This is a genomic window from Alkalihalophilus pseudofirmus OF4 (assembly GCF_000005825.2).
GTDB lineage: Bacteria > Bacillota > Bacilli > Bacillales > Bacillaceae_D > Alkalihalophilus > Alkalihalophilus pseudofirmus.
This window is the reverse complement of record NC_013791.2, coordinates 887,681-904,630: the sequence shown is the minus strand read 5'-3', so window position 1 is coordinate 904,630 and position 16,950 is coordinate 887,681. Positions and strand designations below refer to the sequence as shown.

Genomic DNA, 16,950 nt, shown 5'->3' with positions numbered 1-16,950 from the left:
ATACATAAAAGGAGAAGAAGCCAGTTACGAATCTTCATGTTTTTGACCTATAAATTTATAGCCGATCCCCCACACTGTATCAATAAAACGGGGGTGCTTACTGCCGTCGCCTAACTTTCGACGTACATTTTTTATATGAACCGTTACTGTACGAATATCATCCGCATCATCTTGCTTCCATACCCGGTTGTACAACTGTTCCTTAGAAAAGACTTGCCCCGGAGCCTCAGCAAGTGTCAGCAGAAGTTCAAATTCCTTCATCGTTAACGTCAGCGGCTTGCCGTCATTTTCTACCATTCTACGATTGGTGTTAATCGTTAAACCATCGAAGCTGAGCACTTTCTCTTGTTCCTTTAGACCATTGTAACGGTGATAACGTCTTAAATGGGATTTAACACGGGCAACAAGCTCGAGCGGACTAAACGGCTTAGTGATGTAGTCATCTGCGCCTAGCCCTAAACTATGTATTTTATCAATATCGCTTTGACGGGCGCTTACAACAATGATCGGCACCTCGCTTTGTTGACGCACCTGTCTGCACACTTCAAACCCGTCCACCTTAGGAAGCATTAAGTCTACTAAGAGGAGATGGGGATGAATCGAAGCAAAGCGTCTCAACCCGTCCTCTCCGTCATGAGCCATGACGACTTTATATCCTTCACGAATTAAGTATTCATTTAGTATTTTACTAATCTCTCGGTCATCTTCTATTACGAGAATTGTCTCTGTCATTCTCTTCATTCCTTCTAATGAATTATCATCCATTTCTCTATTTTCCTATTATAGTAAATTATGTGATTCGATAAAAGACCTCCTCGGAACTTCATACTTTCTTTATAAATTCCTTTCTTTTTCTTTATTTTTCCTCTTTATAGTTATATTCAGTTAGATAAATCAAAAATGAGGTGAAAAATTATGAAAAAAATCAAAGCTGTCTTCACGCTAGCAACTGCCATTTTCTTTACAGCAGGATGCTCTCTTGAAGATACTGACGAAATTATTGAAAAGGCTGTTGAAGCCCAAGAGAACTTAGAAAGCTATTATGCTGAGGTTTCCTCCACCTTTAATTTTAAAGGGGAAAATAATGGAAATGAGAATGAATCTTCGACGTATAAAGAATGGAATGTTAAACCTGACAAATATCGTACAGAAATGGAAGATGGTTATCTTCATATTTCTAATGGCAAAGAATCATGGTCCTACGATCCTCATGAAAATACGGTAACTGTCTTTGAAACATCAGATGAATTAGCTGAAGAGACTCCTAGCGAGGGAGAGATCATCCGCGAAATCCTGACTGAAATGCTTGATTCGACAGATGTGACTGTAATGGGAAAAGAAACGATTGCCGGACGCAGTACGATTCACTTGGCGCTGGCTAGTAAAGAAGGAGAAGAAGAGGATTTTCTAGGCGAAGTCAATTATGATATTTGGGTAGATGAAGAAACCTATATGCCGCTCAAGATGATGTGGATCAGTGATGAGTTTTCATCGGCTGTAGAATATACACATATTGAATACAATATTGACATTGATGAAACCCTTTTCCAATTTGATATACCAGAAGATGCAGAAGTTCTTACGATTGACGATTTCATGCCCGAATCTTTAACACTAGAAGAGTTAAAAGAAGCAGCACCTTTCTCCATTCCAGAATTAGAAGGCATCCCTCAGAATTTTGAATTCGAAGAGGCAACCTATTTTGAGGATATGGACATGGCTACGATCCATTACATTGATGGAACGGATTATTTAATGATCTCTTTAACAACTGACAAAACAGAAATGCTTGAAGAGTCAGAGCCAGTCTCTACAGAAGACTTTGAAGGCCACTATATGAACATGTTTGATATGCACTTTCTTTTTTGGTCGCAAGATGAAGTGTATATCGAGTTAATGGCATCTGGAGAAGAGATGAATAAAGATTCTCTTCTTGAGATCGGTGCCGTTCTTCAATAAGCAAATGACAATGTGAATGACAATGATAAGGCCCGTCCTGTATTAAGCAGGCGGGTTTTTATCGATTAGTGGCCTTCAAATCTTTATTAGCCTTTTAAGCAATTCCTCAGCATAATTTACTCGTGAGGTGAGACGCTATGACTGAGGTGATTTATATGCGAGTAAATATTTTGTATTTCTTTTTTATCCCCTGGATCCTTGCCACTTTATTATTTAGAAAGAAAAATAAAATGATTCTCTATAAAATTACTCCCTTTGCAACAGTCATTGCTACGATTTTATGTGTCTGGGGAGACCGTCATCATTTCTGGGTGCTGAAGCCTGTGCTAAAGAAAAATCAGGTACTAACTACAATGCCGCTTAATCTCGGATTGTATCCAGTGTTCTCTTCAATCATGGTTTATTTAATTAGGAAAACCAAGGAATCAGCTTCCTCATGGATCCTCGTATTTACATGCTTTACAACCATTCTTGAATTTATCATGAAATGGATTGGCAGGGCTGCATATGGTAACGACTGGAATTTAAATAAAACGTTTATTTCCTATTTCATCCCTTATTATTTGATTCACAAATACTCTCAGTGGTTCTTGTGAAAATTCATAGGCACTCCTTACTTTTGTGCACATAGGATGTGTATAAAGGAGTGATCTTCATGCAATGGCTGCAAAAGGTTCCCTACCTGACGAACCAGCCAATCGGGGTCTCTTTTATGAATGGAACAGGAACATCCGGTATATTATGCGGAACCTCAGATCAGAAACTCCTCGTACTAGAATACCTTTACCACTCTCAATTTGCTCTTAAACAATACGATTTTGTCACTATCCAAGATGTCCATGCTTTTCCTCCTTGCCAATTGAATTAACTCCACATAAAAAGCGTTCCTGCCTTTTGCAGAAACGCTTTTTCAACTATTATTTTTTGACTATAAGCTTTGTTCTTCTTTTTTTTCATTCATTAAACGTTTTAATGCTTTGATCGTTTGTTTGGCAACAAGAATATAGAGAATATCACCGGGCTTAATCACAGTTTCTCCATGAGGGGTAACGAGATCACCATTTCGTATCACTGCACTAATTAATACATCATTAGGTAATTCAAGATCTTTCAACGCTTGGCCAGTCACTTTCATATTTTCATTCACTGCAAATTCTATGATTTCTGCATTAGCTTTCCCAATCGAGACGAGCTCTAACGTATGTGGCGGCTCTACCTTTTCAGGTCCATTTAATCCAAGCTTTTCAGCAAAGTATGAAATGGTTGATCCTTGGATAAGTGCTGAAGTTAACACAACGAAAAAGACAACATTGAAGAACAACTGGCTGTTTTCCACACCCATTGTCATCGGGAAGGTGGCTAATACAATAGGGACTGCCCCTTTTAAGCCTGCCCACGATAAGAATATTTTTTCTCGTGTGTTAAACCCCATTCGAGGAGTGGATAGAAACACGGCAATAGGACGAGCTACAAAGATTAATATTAAAGCAAGTAAGAATCCTTTTACGATAATATCAAATGATAAAAGTTGTGCTGGGAAGACTAACAGCCCTAAAATAACAAACATTAAAATTTGCATCATCCACGCAAAGCCTTCATTAAACCTGAAAATTGAATGCTTATAGGTTAAATCACGATTTCCTATAACTAAAGCAGCTACATATACAGCTAATAAGCCGCTAGCGCCAATCAAATCATTCAAGCTGTAAGTCAATAAAGCAAATGCTAAAGCAAAGATAGGATACAAACCACTTGAGTCCAGATTAATTTTATTGATGGCATAACTTGCAAGAAGTCCTAAGCCATATCCTAATGCTAGACCAGCCCCCATTTGCCAGAAGAATGAGCCAATCAGCATAATATAGGAGGATTCACTTATTGTAAGTAGTTGAATAAAGGATAAGGTAAGAAAAACAGCCATTGGATCGTTTGTCCCAGACTCTGCTTCTAGTGTGGCACTTAGATTGTTCTTAATATTTTGGCCTTTCAACACAGCAAAAATAGCAGCGGCATCCGTGGAGCCGACAATCGCTCCAAATAAAAATCCTTCTAACCAACTAACTCCAAAAATAAATTTCGCAGCAACGGCCACTACAATCGTTGTTAATAAAACACCTATGGTAGCTAGTGATAAAGAAGGCTTTGCCACAGCCTTAACAGCTGACCATTTTGTTTGCAAACCGCCCTCAAACAAGATTACAACAAGTGCTATGATTCCAATGAGCTGAGCAAGATAAGGGTTATTAAATGGGATAAAGCCAAGCCCATCACTACCCATGGTCATCCCTACAAGTAGGAATAATACTAGGGCAGGGACACCAAGACGAGTGGAGAATTTAGTCGTCAACACCCCGATAATGAGCAGTAGTGCCATTAACAAAATAAAATAATCAATATTGATAGAACTTAACATGCATGTCCGTCCCCCTGGTATTGCCTTATTTATAAATTAACATCTATTCTTACTTTCACATTATCTTTATCAATTCCAATGTAGCGCAGCGTTTCAGCTCGAGTAGAATGATTGAAGATATTCTGAAGGAGTGAGATGGCCACACCTTTTCTGTATGCATGATACCCAAAGGTTTTTCTTAAGGTGTGAGTACCAATTTTCTCCGTCATTCCAGCTTCTCTAGCAACTGAATTAATGATTCGATACGCCTGCTGCCTTGTAATGGGCTGATTATTCTTGCGTGACTTAAATAAATAATCTTCCTCTGTTAAACCCGCATCATGAATATGAATAAGCAATGCATCTAATACATTTGAATTTATATAAAACAGCTTGTTCTCACAGTCACCTTTTTCCTTTAAATAGTAATATTCCGACACTGTACCTTCAGTAAATAATTCCTCGACTTTCATTTTTAAGAGATAACTGATTGAGATGCCGGTATTAATACCAAATACAAATAGTAAGTAATCTCTCTTAGACTTTTGTTTTAAGATTTTTTTGATTTCTTCAATCATTTTGAGCTCTTTAATCGGTTCTACGTATTCCATAACTCACCTCATACGATGTTACTTAATAATCATTTTATCAGATGTTATGTAACATTGCATGCATTTACACTTGAAATAAAAAAAGATTCCTACTATTAAGAGGAATCTTTCGCCGCAACACTTTATTTCTTGATTTTAGCTTACTCGCCCGCAGAAACAGCGGGTACAATCATCCCTTCAGATTCTGAATAATACTCCGGAACCTCTCCTTGAATCGTGCGGACACCGATTGGAATGACGGTATGAATGGCTTGTGTATCTGTTGCAAATGGAATGACAATTTTAACATCCACCGTTATATCTATCCCAAAAATCAGTGTGGTGTTATTAATGCCCGTATTTATCACTTCTCTATGGAAATCAGTTTTCACATCACCAATGACTGAGAAGCGAACAGGAATCCTTGGTCCCATTTGAGCTAGTAGTGCATTATTTGTTGCTTGCCCAAGAGGAATATCATACACTACACCCCCATCTGACGTATGGACCTCCCCCTCACTCCCACTATAAATATCAAATGGTTCACCATGTTCAATCGCTTTCAAATGTCGCTGTACTCTGTTCGTTGCTTCTGATAAGACCCTATTATAAACTTGAGTATTAAACTGCATAGAAGTTACCTTATTATCGGCATCTGTTTCAATTATAAATAACTCTGCTTGATCAAGTTCCGATACAATCTTCTTTGACACAGCATCATTTATCGCTTGTGTCGCAATAACTCTTGTTTCAGTAGTAGCAATTTGTAAGAGCGTTGGTTTAATTCCTTTTTCAATGATCCATAACCCCCAGATCGTTAGGGCGACAAATAGGATTATAGATAAAATAAAAACATACCTAAAAGGTAAAGGCCCTCTCTTTTTTCGGGGTTTATATTTAAATGTTCGCATAAAAAACTCCCCCTTTAATCCATTCCTATGCAAGATTAAAGAGGCACTGAACACATTTATAACAATAAGGACCTTGTACCATTAATCTATGTACTTGTCGATTACATTCTGTTTCACTTTGCTGTACAAATGAATACGACCGGCTCTAACAATCGTTACAAACAATAACATCATAATCGTTGAAATACTTAAAAGTACCAAAGCCATAACAAATCCTTCCTCTAAGATAAGCAGCGGGAATCCTACGATCCATGCAAACATCAACCATACGAGAGGGAAAAAATAAACAAGTAAAAACATCATGCTTTGCATCTTAAGTCCGCGGAAATACATTTTACCAGTCTTAGATGACGTTTGCTCTGCTAGCTCGTTACATTCCTTCACATCTCTTTTTGTTAATAGCCACATCTGAAGGACATATTTATCATACAATCTCCTCACCTAATTCCACCTCCTGTCCTTTAACCTTTTTCTGCAATTTCTAGACATAAATCGATACTACCACATCCAAATCATACCATATCATTATAACAAATAGACGTTCTAGCTCTTCTATCATTTGTTCGTTACAATAACAGTAAATAATCTTTTATCAGCCGGAAAGATGGTGATCAATTGACTGTAAAAATAGGATTTATTGGTTCTGAGCACTCCTCCATTAAAGCACGAGAAATTAGTGAAACCTTACCTGAGATTTCATTAAACATTTATCCCTATCAAACGCCTGATGAGATCAAGCTTCTGCATAGAAAGGCCATAGAAGAAACAGACGTTATCTGTTTTTCAGGAATTGTTCCTTTTCATTTTAGAGATAAGTTCATTCGTACAGACAAACAAGTTGTGATCGCGCCCTTCCATGAATATATGGTGGCAGCTTCTTTACTTCACTGCGTCCTAAAGTACTCCTGTATGGTTGAACAGTTATCTATCGACCTGCCAGATCGAAACGTATTACATAGCGTAGCAGAGGACATTGAGCTTTCCTTCAATGATGACCAGGTGTACGACTATAAATGGATCTATGCAGATGAAGAAGATCGAGAATTATCCTTTTTACAGATAGCCGATTTTCATATTCACTTATTCAAATCAGGCAAAACCAAAATGGCCATTACGAGCCTTCATTATGTTCATGACTTGTTAAAAAAAGCGGACGTACCTGTCATTTATATGATTGACACAGAACAAACCTTAAAGACTACCTTGAAGGATGCTGCTAAACAAGTTCAATTCTCCCGCCTCAAAGACGGGATGCCTGCTGTAATTTCGCTCTCTTTCCTAGATAGTAAGATTACTTCTCATATGCAATCGGTACTATCTTCTTTCTTTGAGACACTTACTACGAAGCAGCAAACTTCATCATTAACAAGACATGAGACAGCAACTTTCTATTCAACTGTAGGTATGGTTAAGGAACATCTGTTAATGGTGAATGACTCTTCTTGGATTAAATTCCTTGAAGACAAACTCACAACTCCGTTTCAGATTGGCATTGGATACGGCCGTCATTTATATGAAGCAGAAGAGCATGCAAAACAAGCCATGCAAATAGCGAAACAAGAGACCTCTCCCACAGAAAGCAACGGCTACTTGTTGACTGAAGATAAAAAATTGAAAGGCCCTATAAGAGGGGTTGTAAAAGAAAAACCAGTCAGAGTCACCGATAAATGGCTTCATGGCTTGATGAAGAAAACCAATATAACCCTAAATACATTCAATCGATTTTTTCATTTTATAAGAGTGCATCAATATCAGCCTTTTACTGTAAATGATTATGCCTCCTATTCAAAAGTATCAACACGTACATCCGAACGTTTTATTAAACGTCTTTATGAATCTCACATTATTGAAATAAGAGGACTAGAACAAAACAGCCAATCAGGCCGACCACGAAAAGTGTATATTTTAAAAGAAGAAATTGAAAAACAAATTAGAACAGCAACGGAGGTATAATCATACCTTCGTTTTTTATGATCGAAATTATTAACAGAAAAGTTTGACACCTCACTCGAATTCTATTACTTTATAATTAACGACATCAAAACGACAAAAATAAGGAGGTTAGTAATAATTATGAGGATATTCAAAGTGGATGTGCATATGATTGAGCTCCCACTAAATGAACCATTTATTATTTCCTATGCGAGCTATGATAAGATGCCCGCGATTATTATCAAAATGTACACTGACCAAGGAATCATTGGCTACGGAGAAAGCGTGCCTGATGAGCATGTAACTGGGGAATCAGTCCATAGTGTATTTGATGCCTTAAAGTATCAGCTGATCCCCGCTATTATTGGTAAGGACCCGTGTAATATTATGGAGATCCATGATCTTATGAATGCTGCCCTTGTAGGAAATGGTGCAGCTAAAGCTGCTGTTGATATTGCCTGTTATGACATCTTAGGGAAAGCTAGCAACCTTCCAATCTATTCATTACTTGGCGGCAGAAAAAAGGGTCAGCCTATGATTCCAGAAGTATTTAGTATTCTTGAGCCTGATGTCCTGGCAAAGAAAGCGATCCAAGCTCGTAACAACGGCTATAAAGAAATCAAAATGAAACTTGGAATTGACTCAGAAAAAGACGTTACTCGTGTGAAAGCCGTAAGAGAAGCAATCGGGGAGGACCTACTCATTCGTGTGGATGTTAATCAAGGCTGGGGCTCCTTTCAGAAGGCAAAACAAATGATCAAAAAGCTTGAACCCTTTAATGTAACATGGGTTGAGCAGCCTATTCCCCAAATGGATTTATCTATGTTTCAAAGATTGCAAGAATCATCTTCCACTCCTTTAATGGCAGATGAGAGCTTAATTAATGCCCAGCACTTACGAACATTGGTTGAGCATCAGTCTGTGGACTATATTAATATTAAATTAATGAAAAGCGGCGGAATTTATCCTGCCTATCAACTGGCCACCCAAGCAGAACTTTTCGGGATTCACTGTCAGATTGGCTCGATGGTTGAATCATCCATCGCTTCAGCAGCAGGCTTTCATGTCGCTCTAGCAAAAAAGAATATCGTTTCCACCGAAATCTCAGGGCCAACGAAATTCACAAAAGATGTTGGGGACCTGACCTACTCTCTCCCTTATGCCAATATAACAAGTAAACCTGGTCTAGGAATTAACGTAGATGATGATGTAATTAAAGAATTGACGACTCGGTCTGAGGAGATGATGCTGTAATGGGAAACGATAAAAGGAAATGGGTAACACCCCACACATATGCGATTATTTTTGCTGTCATTGTGTTAGCAGCTATTGCTACATATATCATCCCAGCAGGCGAATATGAGCGTCAAGAAGTGGACGGAAGAACCGTTGTAGTGGACAACAGTTACCAGTCAGTTGAGCAGAATCCGATCACTTTTTTTGAATTATTTAAATCTATTCCTCAAGGTATGCAAGACGGAGCGACGATTATTTTCTATATCTTCTTAATCGGCGGAGCTTTTGGGGTCATCAGGTCTACCGGTGCCATTGATTCTGGTATTAACAGACTGGTTCACAAATTAGAAAATAAAGATATGTTAATTATACCAATGGTTATGTTCACCTTCTCGGTTCTTGGGTTTACTACGGGTATGTCTGAAGAAAGTATTATTTTTGTACCAATCGGTATTGCCATTGCTAGATCTCTTGGCTACGATTCTATTGTCGGAACCGCTATGATTACACTCGGGGCCGCTAGTGGATTTATAGGCGGCATGCTCAACCCGTTTACTGTAGGAGTTGCTCAAGGGATTGCTGAAGTACCGCTGTTTTCAGGAATTGCTTTTCGCTCAATTGTTTATATTTTAATACTCGTTCTTGCGGTATGGTACGTATTACGTTATGCCAAAAAGGTGAAAAACGATCCGAGGTCATCCGTTATGTATGATCTTGAACATACGGTAGAGGCGGATGCTGAACAAGCACGTAGTCAAATCGCTGATTTCAACAACCGTCATGCTCTTGTTCTGCTCGCTCTCTTAACGGGTGTATTGATTAATATGTACGGTGTCTTTAATTGGGACTGGTTTTTAACTGAGCTTGCTGCTTCATTTATTATTATTGGGCTGCTTTGCGGGCTTGTTGGCGGGCTTGGTATTAATAAGACCTTCTCCTCCTTTGTTGACGGCATGAGACTTGTCGTATTCGGGGCTTTAATTGTAGGCTTTGCACGAACGATTCTTGTTGTGATGCAGGACGGTATGATCATAGATACTGTAATCTACTCTCTAGCCACTTTCATTCAACATCTGCCAGCTTCGTTAAATGTGATCGGCATGTTTTTCGTTCAAACGTTTATTAATTTCTTTGTCCCTTCAGGAAGCGGACAGGCAGCAGCTACAATGCCAATTATGGTCCCTCTAGCTGATATTTTAGGACTTGAACGCCAAGTCGCCGTGCTCGCTTATCAATACGGCGATGCAATCAGTAACTCTATCATCCCAACTTCTGCCTCACTCATGGGATATCTTGCTGTAGCCGGAATACCGTATGAACGGTGGGCAAAGTTTATCTGGAAGCTTATTCTTTTATGGTCTATCGTTGCCATGGCAGCACTTGTAGCCGCTGTGATGATCGGAGTGAGTTGATTCGCATAGATAGTAAAAGAGCCACCAGTGTGAACTGGTGGCTTGCTTATGAAGTCGCGCAATACCATCAGGAAAAGAAACAATAACAAATTAAACAGACGCGATTAGTTCTTTAATACACGCAAATATGAATTGAAATTATACAATTAAAAGATAACCCTTTTCTTAACCCTTTAACCTTCCTCTCAACTGATGATACAAAAAAACAGCTCCATAATACACCACAGCACCACCTGCAATAAATAAACGATACTCCCATAATTTTTCTACAGAATAGTACTCTAAGTAAATGCCTGCATCAATGATTGAATTAAGGAGCATGCCCCCAAACACAATCACTCCAAAGATATACAGCAGCTTTTTCGTTTCAACAGCTTCAGATCTCACCTTATTTCTCCTCTCTTTTATCTATCACGAGTCTTTCTACACACCATCTATTTACGGCATTTCGACCCTTCTGGTTTCAATATATTGTAAATTTGATAAAAGACATAAAAAAACAAGGCCACATGAATAGAGCCTTGTCTCTTGATTAAGCTTTCGTTAAATAGTCAAATACATATTGGGGAACGGCGTGCTGGTCTTGTTCAGATTGAATCGGTTCATATGCTTCATAGCAGAATAAATCATTCCCATTTTCAACTGCCGTCAATTTTATGATTTTTTCGTTGTTCGTTCCTTTTGTTTCTAATTTAAAATCAATCAGGCCTACTGTCAGGCGATATTCATTAAAGATAAGTCCTAACCATTCTTCTGTTTTTTTGACCGTTTGTTTATTCGTTAGAATAGCCTCTGCTAAATGATGAACAGCAATTTTATGCGTTTTTTCATGCGAAAACTGTTTAAGTACTTCTTTACTCATGCTTTTTGAAAACGTGGTAATTCGCTCAACTAATTGACTCATCTTCATGTGTAGACCTCCCAAATGTTACGTTCACTTTCTTAGTTTATACAACCTTCGCAAGTTTATGATAAATAGAAACAGCCCTTGAAGTTTCATTCAGGGGCTGTTTCTTAGTTCGTTTCACCTTTGTCCATTTGCTTGCTCTCTTGTAATAGCTGTGATTCTCCCGTCTTCTCCCAGTCCTCTACCTGAGCAATCGCCTCCTCAGGTGAGAAGCCTTGGCCGACAAGAACGCCGGCTAAAATATATTCTTGAAATAGATGAGTCAAATTAATTCCTTCTTTTACTTCTTCAAGAGCGAATGTGACGAGCGGCTGAATATATTCCACCCACTGATCAGCCATTGACACATCTTCTGTTTCATTTAGATCGACTCGGGTATCTGTTATGACGGGTTGTGGACCGCCATATTCTGAGTGCTTCAAGTGTTGTATTTCATCAAAATAATTACCCATAAAGCCCCCTCCTTATTTTCCTCATTAACCTTACTAGATTATGGAAGAGAACTGGCTGATGTTACGCGTCCAATACCTTCTTTATTTTTTACTGAGCCATTCGCCAGCTTCAGCCAGATACATATTTTTAAATGATTCAATCGTTTGAAAGAAGTGCTTGTTGTATCCTCCCTCTTCATCAACTGTCCATGCAGTTGCTAAAACGGAGTGAGCATAGCCGTAGAGAAGCAGCCTTCTTCTATCCAAATTGAGCTGCTCTGTAAATAGGGTGATACGCTGCATAAGGACTTCTTCGATCCCTGCTTCCGGTAATACATTTAACATAAACTGAATAAGATCGTACTCTCTTTCGCCAACAAGCCCCTTAGGATCGATTGCTTTCCATCCTTTTTCACCTTTGAGAATATTGTAGTGATGAAAATCTCCATGCAAAACATACCTTTTCTTTGTGGAGTCATTTAGATAGGTAAAGACCTTTAACGCTTCATCAAGCATATCTCTAGAAAGAGGACCAAATCCTTCAGGATGTTCTTCAATCATCTTTTGAAGGCTCTCCTCTCTATTTTTCGCTGTGGAAAGAGAGAGATTATTCTCTTCTTTTACGATCGAGCCTTTTAATTCTTTGTACACATTGGCTGCTATCAGGCATGCTTCTTTTTCGCTCTCACAAGAAGCTAACGTATCACCAGGGCTTACTTTCTGAAGAATCATTACACCGAGCTTGGCATCAGACCCAAGTACCTGAACAATTCCACCTCCCTTTAGATTCTCGAGAGCAGCCAGTTCGCTTTCAAAGCCTAAACCAGGCAAACAAATTTTAACAACAACCTCTTCTCCTTCAAAAGTCCTTGCAGGTGCAACATAATTAATAGACAGCTCATACGGCTGCCCCATTTTTACATTGAATTTTGTTTCAATTTCTTTAATTACAAACGGTAGGTTTTTAAGCCACTTCACTCCAGCGTCTTTAAAATAATGAGTGACCGATTGTACAAAAAAGCTTTGCAGATCCATGGTTAAACCTCCTTATTAGGCAAACAGCCACTCTACTCAAGTAAAGTGGCTGTGACTCATTTAATCTAAATACTCTTCAAACCAAACTTTAATATGATTCAACCTTTCGATCCGAAGCTTTGGATTACCGCTTCTTGAAAGTTCGTGATTGGCTTCTGGGAAACGAACAAATTTTGTTTCTTTCTTTTGTTTCTTAAGTGCCACAAATAATTGCTCAGCTTGTTCAATTGGACAGCGGTAATCTTTTTCTCCGTGAAGGATGAGAAGCGGTGTTTCCACTTTGCTAACATAGGCTATAGGAGAGTGTTTCCAAAGCTTTTCAGTTTCTTCAATCAAATCTCCGCCTACTTCCCACTCTGAAAAATAGTAGCCGATATCACTCACCCCATAAAAGCTCAGCCAATTGGAAATGGAACGCTGTGTGACAGCTGCTTTATAACGATTAGTATGACTGACTGCCCAGTTCGTCATAAATCCGCCATAGCTCCCGCCAGTAATTCCTAGGTTGTCTGCATCGACATATTCTAGATATTCCACAGCATAATCAGTCGCAGCTATTACGTCTTGATAATCTTTCCCGCCATAGTCCCCTCGAACAGCATCTACAAAGGCTTGACCGTAGCCATGGCTGCCGCGCGGATTGGTAAATACGACGACATAGCCTGCTGATGCGAGCATTTGAAACTCATGAAAATACGTATTGGCATACATTGCGTGAGGTCCGCCATGAACTTCAATAATCGTCGGATATTTCTTCCCTTCTTCAAAACCAAATGGCTTCATTACCCAGCCATGAACCTCCCAGCCATCCGGTGCATCAAACGTGATTGGTTCAGCTGAAGAAAGTTCTATATCCTTAAAGAAATCGTCGTTTACATACGTAAGCTGTGTTCTCTCACCTGTTGATAAGTTCACTTTGAAAAGATCACCGGGATGTGTCGGGTTACTTATTGCTGCAACAGCCTCGTGAGTATCAGGATTGATGGTCATTCCGTACACATGCTCATTATCATTCATTGCCGGATACATTTCACCTTCAATCGTGCCATAATATACAGCTGTCCTCCCTTGATCGGTTACAAGAAAATAAAATCCTTTACTGTCATTCGTCCAAACCGCCCCTTGGTCTACGATAGCAGAGTGAAAATCGCCTATTGCAATATCTCCAACATGAATATCCAAGTCTGCGGTCAGACAATGCAGTGATTGTGACTCCAATTCATAAAGCCATACACGAGATAATGTCGCACTCTTGTATTCTTTTTCATGTCCAATCAATGTTATGTATTTGCCGTCTGGTGAATAATTTGGACTTCCGAAGAAACCAGTACTTGGCGTAATCTTTGTGAGCTGTTTGTCAGCAAGGGACATGATGTATACATCAGATATATGGCTAAAATCAGGATCCTCTCCTAAGTCTGCAGAAAACACAATACTCTGACCGTCTGCTGACCAAGCGCCAGCAGCATGATCACGATCACCATCAGTCAGCTGCAGGACCTCTCCAGTCTCAACCGTCACGATTCCCAAGTGCTGATTTTTATCATCAAGAAACCCGGTCGCATCGGACTTATAGCGGATTCTTTCAACCACCATCGGCTCAGGCAGCTTGTCGCCATTTTTTTCTTTCTTGTCCCTCTTCTTATCTGTGAGCTTCTCATTTGGTGCTAATGAACCTTCAAAAAGAATTTTGGAGCTGTCGGGTGACCATATTGGATTCTTCGCTCCATTTAGACAAGACGTAATCTGTCTTGCTTCTCCTCCCTCAGCACTGATAAGGTAAATTTGAGATTTTCCGCTGCGAGTAGATGTAAAGGCAATAAAACGTCCATCTGGAGACCATGCAGGTGTATTATCTGATCCATCTCCAAATGTCCATTGACGTACTTGTTTACCATCTATGTCACTGATAAACAAATGTGATTCATAGTCGTGTTTGTCCTCATTGATTACTGTTTGTACAAACACAACATTTTTCCCATCCGGGGAGAGTTGTGGGTTTTTTACTGATTTTAATTTGTATAAATCTTCTGCTCTCATTCCGCGCTTCATGTTTATTCACCTCGATTAATTACTTTCGATATATTTCGATTACAGAAATACTTTTCATTAGTATAAACGAAATTAGAGAGAGAACGCTATCCATTTTTTCATTTTTCTGAAATGAACTTCTTTTCATCTATAAACAGGATAACCGCATGTATTTATGGTAAATTTAACTAACCAATACCTACGCATATTGCAAAATGAGGAAGTGAACAAATGAAGCCAAATGAACAAACAAGCATCAAGCCTTTTATTTCTCTTATCCTTTCAACAAAGATCCCTAAACTAGCACTAACTCTTGGCCTTGTGGGCAGCTTGATTACAACACTCGTCGGTCTTTCGATTCCCTTGTTAACAAGAGAACTTGTAGACGGCTTTTCAGTTGAATCCTTAAGTGTGTGGCTGATCGTTTTAATTGGGGTTGTATTTATCTTGCAAGCTGTAACGGATGGATTTTCTATGTATTTACTTGCCTATGTCGGGCAAAAAATTGTAGCTGCCTTGCGTGAAAAGATGTGGTTTAAATTACTACGCCTGCCTGTTAACTACTTTGATAAGAGAACGAGCGGTGAATCAGTAAGCCGTGTCGTAAATGATACAGGAATAGTAAAAGACTTGATCTCACAGCATTTTCCTAATTTCATTTCAGGGATTATCACCATCATCGGAGCAATTATTATCTTATTTATTATGGATTGGAAAATGACCTTGCTTATGTTCCTCTCTGTTCCGCTTACAGCTGTCATTCTTATTCCGCTCGGCAGAAAAATGGCTAAAATTTCACGAGGCCTTCAGGATGAAACAGCTGCCTTTACTGGAAGGGTTCAGCAAACCTTAAGCGAAATCCGCTTGATGAAAGCTTCAAATGCTGAGGTCGTTGAAGAAGAAAAGGGAGTAACAGGCATCAATAAATTATTTGGATTTGGGCTTAGAGAAGCTCGTATCTTTGCTATGATTGGCCCATTGATTTATTTAGTGATAATGGTAGTCATTGTGATCATTATTGGTTATGGCGGAGTTCGTGTAGCAGAAGGAACAATGACTACTGGGTCTCTTGTAGCTTTCTTACTTTACTTATTTCAAATTATCTTCCCTATCACCTCCTTTACGATGTTCTTTACTCAGCTTCAAAAAGCGAAAGGAGCAACTGAACGGATTATTGATATTTTAGAGATCCCGCTAGAAGAAGGACAAGAAGGAATAACGATGGACATTACAAACCAACCGCTGTATGTCCGTGATCTCACTTTCGGCTACAGCTCAGATGAACCTGTTATTAATGACGTGTCATTTGATGTGTCACCAGGTGAAATGGTTGCATTTGCGGGTCCTAGCGGCGGTGGTAAAACAACCATGTTTGCGATAATCGAGAGGTTTTATGAGCCTTTGTCTGGTGAGATCATTGTTGGTGAAACACCTATATCAAAATTGTCGATGGCATCCTGGAGAAGTCAAATCGGCTATGTCTCTCAAGACAGTCCAATGATGGCAGGAACGATACGTGAGAATTTATGCTACGGATTAGATAAAAAAGAAGAGATTTCTGATGACCGTCTATGGGAAGTTGCGAAAATGGCTTATGCCGATCAATTCATAAAAGAGTTTCCAGAGCAGCTTGAAACAGAAGTAGGAGAACGAGGGGTGAAACTCTCCGGCGGACAACGGCAGCGAATTGCGATTGCCCGCGCTTTCTTGCGTGATCCTAAAATACTGATGATGGATGAGGCAACAGCAAGCCTTGACAGTCAATCTGAAGCAATCGTACAGGAAGCTCTGACTCGTTTAATGGAAGGACGAACAACCTTTGTCATTGCTCACCGATTATCAACCATCGTTCATGCGGATAAAATCATCTTTATTGAAAAAGGAAAAATTACAGGGGTTGGTACTCACCAAGAATTAGTTTCCACTCATGATTTATACCGTGAATTTGCTAAGCAGCAATTAACGTAAAGTTTTTTTCATTCTACTAATGTTGACGCATAAGGATAGAGGGTAGTAGCTCTATCCTTATTTTATTGAAACTTGATGTGCTGCTATAACGTATGAATATCAACTGATTATTAGGATGCCCGCAAATGTTCATGTTCATATGCAAG

At 39.2% G+C, this 16,950-nt stretch carries 17 protein-coding genes; 7 read left to right on the top strand and 10 right to left on the bottom strand.

Translation table 11 applies throughout. The features are described 5' to 3' along the window. Positions 1 to 24 precede the first annotated feature (24 nt). Complete coding sequence (locus BPOF4_RS04475; protein ID WP_012957881.1) at positions 25 to 765, bottom strand: response regulator transcription factor; 741 nt, start codon at positions 763 to 765, stop codon at positions 25 to 27. Positions 766 to 915: 150 nt separating this feature from the next. Here BPOF4_RS04475 and BPOF4_RS04470 point away from each other — a divergent pair, with 150 nt between their 5' ends. The 3 genes from BPOF4_RS04470 (at position 916) to BPOF4_RS04460 (ending at position 2,827) form a co-directional block, all read left to right on the top strand. Further along, positions 916 to 1,959 (top strand): LolA family protein, encoded by a 1,044-nt coding sequence (locus BPOF4_RS04470; protein WP_012957880.1) that lies wholly within the window; start codon positions 916 to 918, stop codon positions 1,957 to 1,959. Positions 1,960 to 2,096: 137 nt separating this feature from the next. Further along, the gene (locus BPOF4_RS04465; protein ID WP_012957879.1) at positions 2,097 to 2,555 is read left to right on the top strand and encodes a CBO0543 family protein; all 459 of its coding nucleotides are present in this window, start codon (positions 2,097 to 2,099) and stop codon (positions 2,553 to 2,555) included. A 59-nt stretch (positions 2,556 to 2,614) separates the two neighbouring features. Then, entirely contained in the window at positions 2,615 to 2,827 is a 213-nt protein-coding gene (locus BPOF4_RS04460; RefSeq protein ID WP_012957878.1) for a hypothetical protein, read from the top strand. Positions 2,828 to 2,887: 60 nt separating this feature from the next. Here BPOF4_RS04460 and BPOF4_RS04455 read toward each other — a convergent pair whose 3' ends face one another. The 4 genes from BPOF4_RS04455 to BPOF4_RS04440 all read right to left on the bottom strand — a co-directional run bounded on the left by BPOF4_RS04455 (position 2,888) and on the right by BPOF4_RS04440 (position 6,293). Further along, positions 2,888 to 4,372 carry a potassium/proton antiporter gene (locus tag BPOF4_RS04455; protein ID WP_012957877.1) on the bottom strand — a complete coding sequence of 495 codons (1,485 nt, stop codon included), beginning with the start codon at positions 4,370 to 4,372 and terminating at the stop codon, positions 2,888 to 2,890. Positions 4,373 to 4,401: 29 nt separating this feature from the next. Then, positions 4,402 to 4,962 (bottom strand): tyrosine-type recombinase/integrase, encoded by a 561-nt coding sequence (locus tag BPOF4_RS04450; RefSeq protein ID WP_012957876.1) that lies wholly within the window; start codon positions 4,960 to 4,962, stop codon positions 4,402 to 4,404. Positions 4,963 to 5,102: 140 nt separating this feature from the next. Continuing rightward, entirely contained in the window at positions 5,103 to 5,852 is a 750-nt protein-coding gene (gene yunB, locus BPOF4_RS04445) for a sporulation protein YunB (protein ID WP_012957875.1), read from the bottom strand. Between the two features lie 81 nt (positions 5,853 to 5,933). After that, positions 5,934 to 6,293 carry a hypothetical protein gene (locus BPOF4_RS04440; RefSeq protein WP_012957874.1) on the bottom strand — a complete coding sequence of 120 codons (360 nt, stop codon included), beginning with the start codon at positions 6,291 to 6,293 and terminating at the stop codon, positions 5,934 to 5,936. A 174-nt stretch (positions 6,294 to 6,467) separates the two neighbouring features. Between BPOF4_RS04440 and BPOF4_RS04435 the strand changes: the two genes are divergently transcribed. From BPOF4_RS04435 to BPOF4_RS04425, 3 genes are all read left to right on the top strand, one after another. Then, positions 6,468 to 7,805: a hypothetical protein gene (locus tag BPOF4_RS04435; RefSeq protein WP_012957873.1), complete on the top strand. Its 1,338-nt coding sequence runs from the start codon at positions 6,468 to 6,470 to the stop codon at positions 7,803 to 7,805. Between the two features lie 120 nt (positions 7,806 to 7,925). Next, positions 7,926 to 9,038 carry a mandelate racemase/muconate lactonizing enzyme family protein gene (locus BPOF4_RS04430; RefSeq protein ID WP_012957872.1) on the top strand — a complete coding sequence of 371 codons (1,113 nt, stop codon included), beginning with the start codon at positions 7,926 to 7,928 and terminating at the stop codon, positions 9,036 to 9,038. Next, positions 9,038 to 10,432: a YfcC family protein gene (locus BPOF4_RS04425; RefSeq protein WP_012957871.1), complete on the top strand. Its 1,395-nt coding sequence runs from the start codon at positions 9,038 to 9,040 to the stop codon at positions 10,430 to 10,432. Before BPOF4_RS04430 ends, BPOF4_RS04425 begins: the two co-directional genes overlap by 1 nt. 165 nt (positions 10,433 to 10,597) lie before the next feature. Here BPOF4_RS04425 and BPOF4_RS04420 read toward each other — a convergent pair whose 3' ends face one another. From BPOF4_RS04420 to BPOF4_RS04400, 5 genes are all read right to left on the bottom strand, one after another. Next, positions 10,598 to 10,819 (bottom strand): hypothetical protein, encoded by a 222-nt coding sequence (locus tag BPOF4_RS04420; RefSeq protein ID WP_012957870.1) that lies wholly within the window; start codon positions 10,817 to 10,819, stop codon positions 10,598 to 10,600. Between the two features lie 145 nt (positions 10,820 to 10,964). After that, positions 10,965 to 11,342, bottom strand: coding sequence for a hypothetical protein (locus BPOF4_RS04415; protein ID WP_012957869.1), 378 nt, complete (start codon positions 11,340 to 11,342; stop codon positions 10,965 to 10,967). A 104-nt stretch (positions 11,343 to 11,446) separates the two neighbouring features. After that, positions 11,447 to 11,791: a hypothetical protein gene (locus tag BPOF4_RS04410; protein WP_012957868.1), complete on the bottom strand. Its 345-nt coding sequence runs from the start codon at positions 11,789 to 11,791 to the stop codon at positions 11,447 to 11,449. Positions 11,792 to 11,872: 81 nt separating this feature from the next. Continuing rightward, complete coding sequence (locus BPOF4_RS04405; RefSeq protein WP_012957867.1) at positions 11,873 to 12,805, bottom strand: aminoglycoside phosphotransferase family protein; 933 nt, start codon at positions 12,803 to 12,805, stop codon at positions 11,873 to 11,875. Between the two features lie 60 nt (positions 12,806 to 12,865). Further along, the gene (locus BPOF4_RS04400; RefSeq protein ID WP_012957866.1) at positions 12,866 to 14,857 is read right to left on the bottom strand and encodes a S9 family peptidase; all 1,992 of its coding nucleotides are present in this window, start codon (positions 14,855 to 14,857) and stop codon (positions 12,866 to 12,868) included. A gap of 210 nt (positions 14,858 to 15,067) precedes the next feature. Here BPOF4_RS04400 and BPOF4_RS04395 point away from each other — a divergent pair, with 210 nt between their 5' ends. Beyond that, complete coding sequence (locus BPOF4_RS04395; RefSeq protein ID WP_012957865.1) at positions 15,068 to 16,804, top strand: ABC transporter ATP-binding protein; 1,737 nt, start codon at positions 15,068 to 15,070, stop codon at positions 16,802 to 16,804. Positions 16,805 to 16,950 lie beyond the last annotated feature (146 nt).

What these genes read in the sequence shown, in the direction of transcription:
- BPOF4_RS04430 (WP_012957872.1), top strand. Translation starts at nt 7,926, where the DNA reads ATGAGGATATTCAAAGTGGATGTGCATATGATTGAGCTCCCACTAAAT.
- BPOF4_RS04455 (WP_012957877.1), bottom strand. Translation starts at nt 4,372, where the DNA reads ATGTTAAGTTCTATCAATATTGATTATTTTATTTTGTTAATGGCACTA.
- BPOF4_RS04395 (WP_012957865.1), top strand. Translation starts at nt 15,068, where the DNA reads ATGAAGCCAAATGAACAAACAAGCATCAAGCCTTTTATTTCTCTTATC.
- BPOF4_RS04400 (WP_012957866.1), bottom strand. Translation starts at nt 14,857, where the DNA reads ATGAAGCGCGGAATGAGAGCAGAAGATTTATACAAATTAAAATCAGTA.
- BPOF4_RS04470 (WP_012957880.1), top strand. Translation starts at nt 916, where the DNA reads ATGAAAAAAATCAAAGCTGTCTTCACGCTAGCAACTGCCATTTTCTTT.
- BPOF4_RS04475 (WP_012957881.1), bottom strand. Translation starts at nt 765, where the DNA reads ATGGATGATAATTCATTAGAAGGAATGAAGAGAATGACAGAGACAATT.
- yunB (WP_012957875.1), bottom strand. Translation starts at nt 5,852, where the DNA reads ATGCGAACATTTAAATATAAACCCCGAAAAAAGAGAGGGCCTTTACCT.
- BPOF4_RS04425 (WP_012957871.1), top strand. Translation starts at nt 9,038, where the DNA reads ATGGGAAACGATAAAAGGAAATGGGTAACACCCCACACATATGCGATT.
- BPOF4_RS04405 (WP_012957867.1), bottom strand. Translation starts at nt 12,805, where the DNA reads ATGGATCTGCAAAGCTTTTTTGTACAATCGGTCACTCATTATTTTAAA.
- BPOF4_RS04460 (WP_012957878.1), top strand. Translation starts at nt 2,615, where the DNA reads ATGCAATGGCTGCAAAAGGTTCCCTACCTGACGAACCAGCCAATCGGG.
- BPOF4_RS04465 (WP_012957879.1), top strand. Translation starts at nt 2,097, where the DNA reads ATGACTGAGGTGATTTATATGCGAGTAAATATTTTGTATTTCTTTTTT.
- BPOF4_RS04415 (WP_012957869.1), bottom strand. Translation starts at nt 11,342, where the DNA reads ATGAAGATGAGTCAATTAGTTGAGCGAATTACCACGTTTTCAAAAAGC.
- BPOF4_RS04410 (WP_012957868.1), bottom strand. Translation starts at nt 11,791, where the DNA reads ATGGGTAATTATTTTGATGAAATACAACACTTGAAGCACTCAGAATAT.
- BPOF4_RS04450 (WP_012957876.1), bottom strand. Translation starts at nt 4,962, where the DNA reads ATGGAATACGTAGAACCGATTAAAGAGCTCAAAATGATTGAAGAAATC.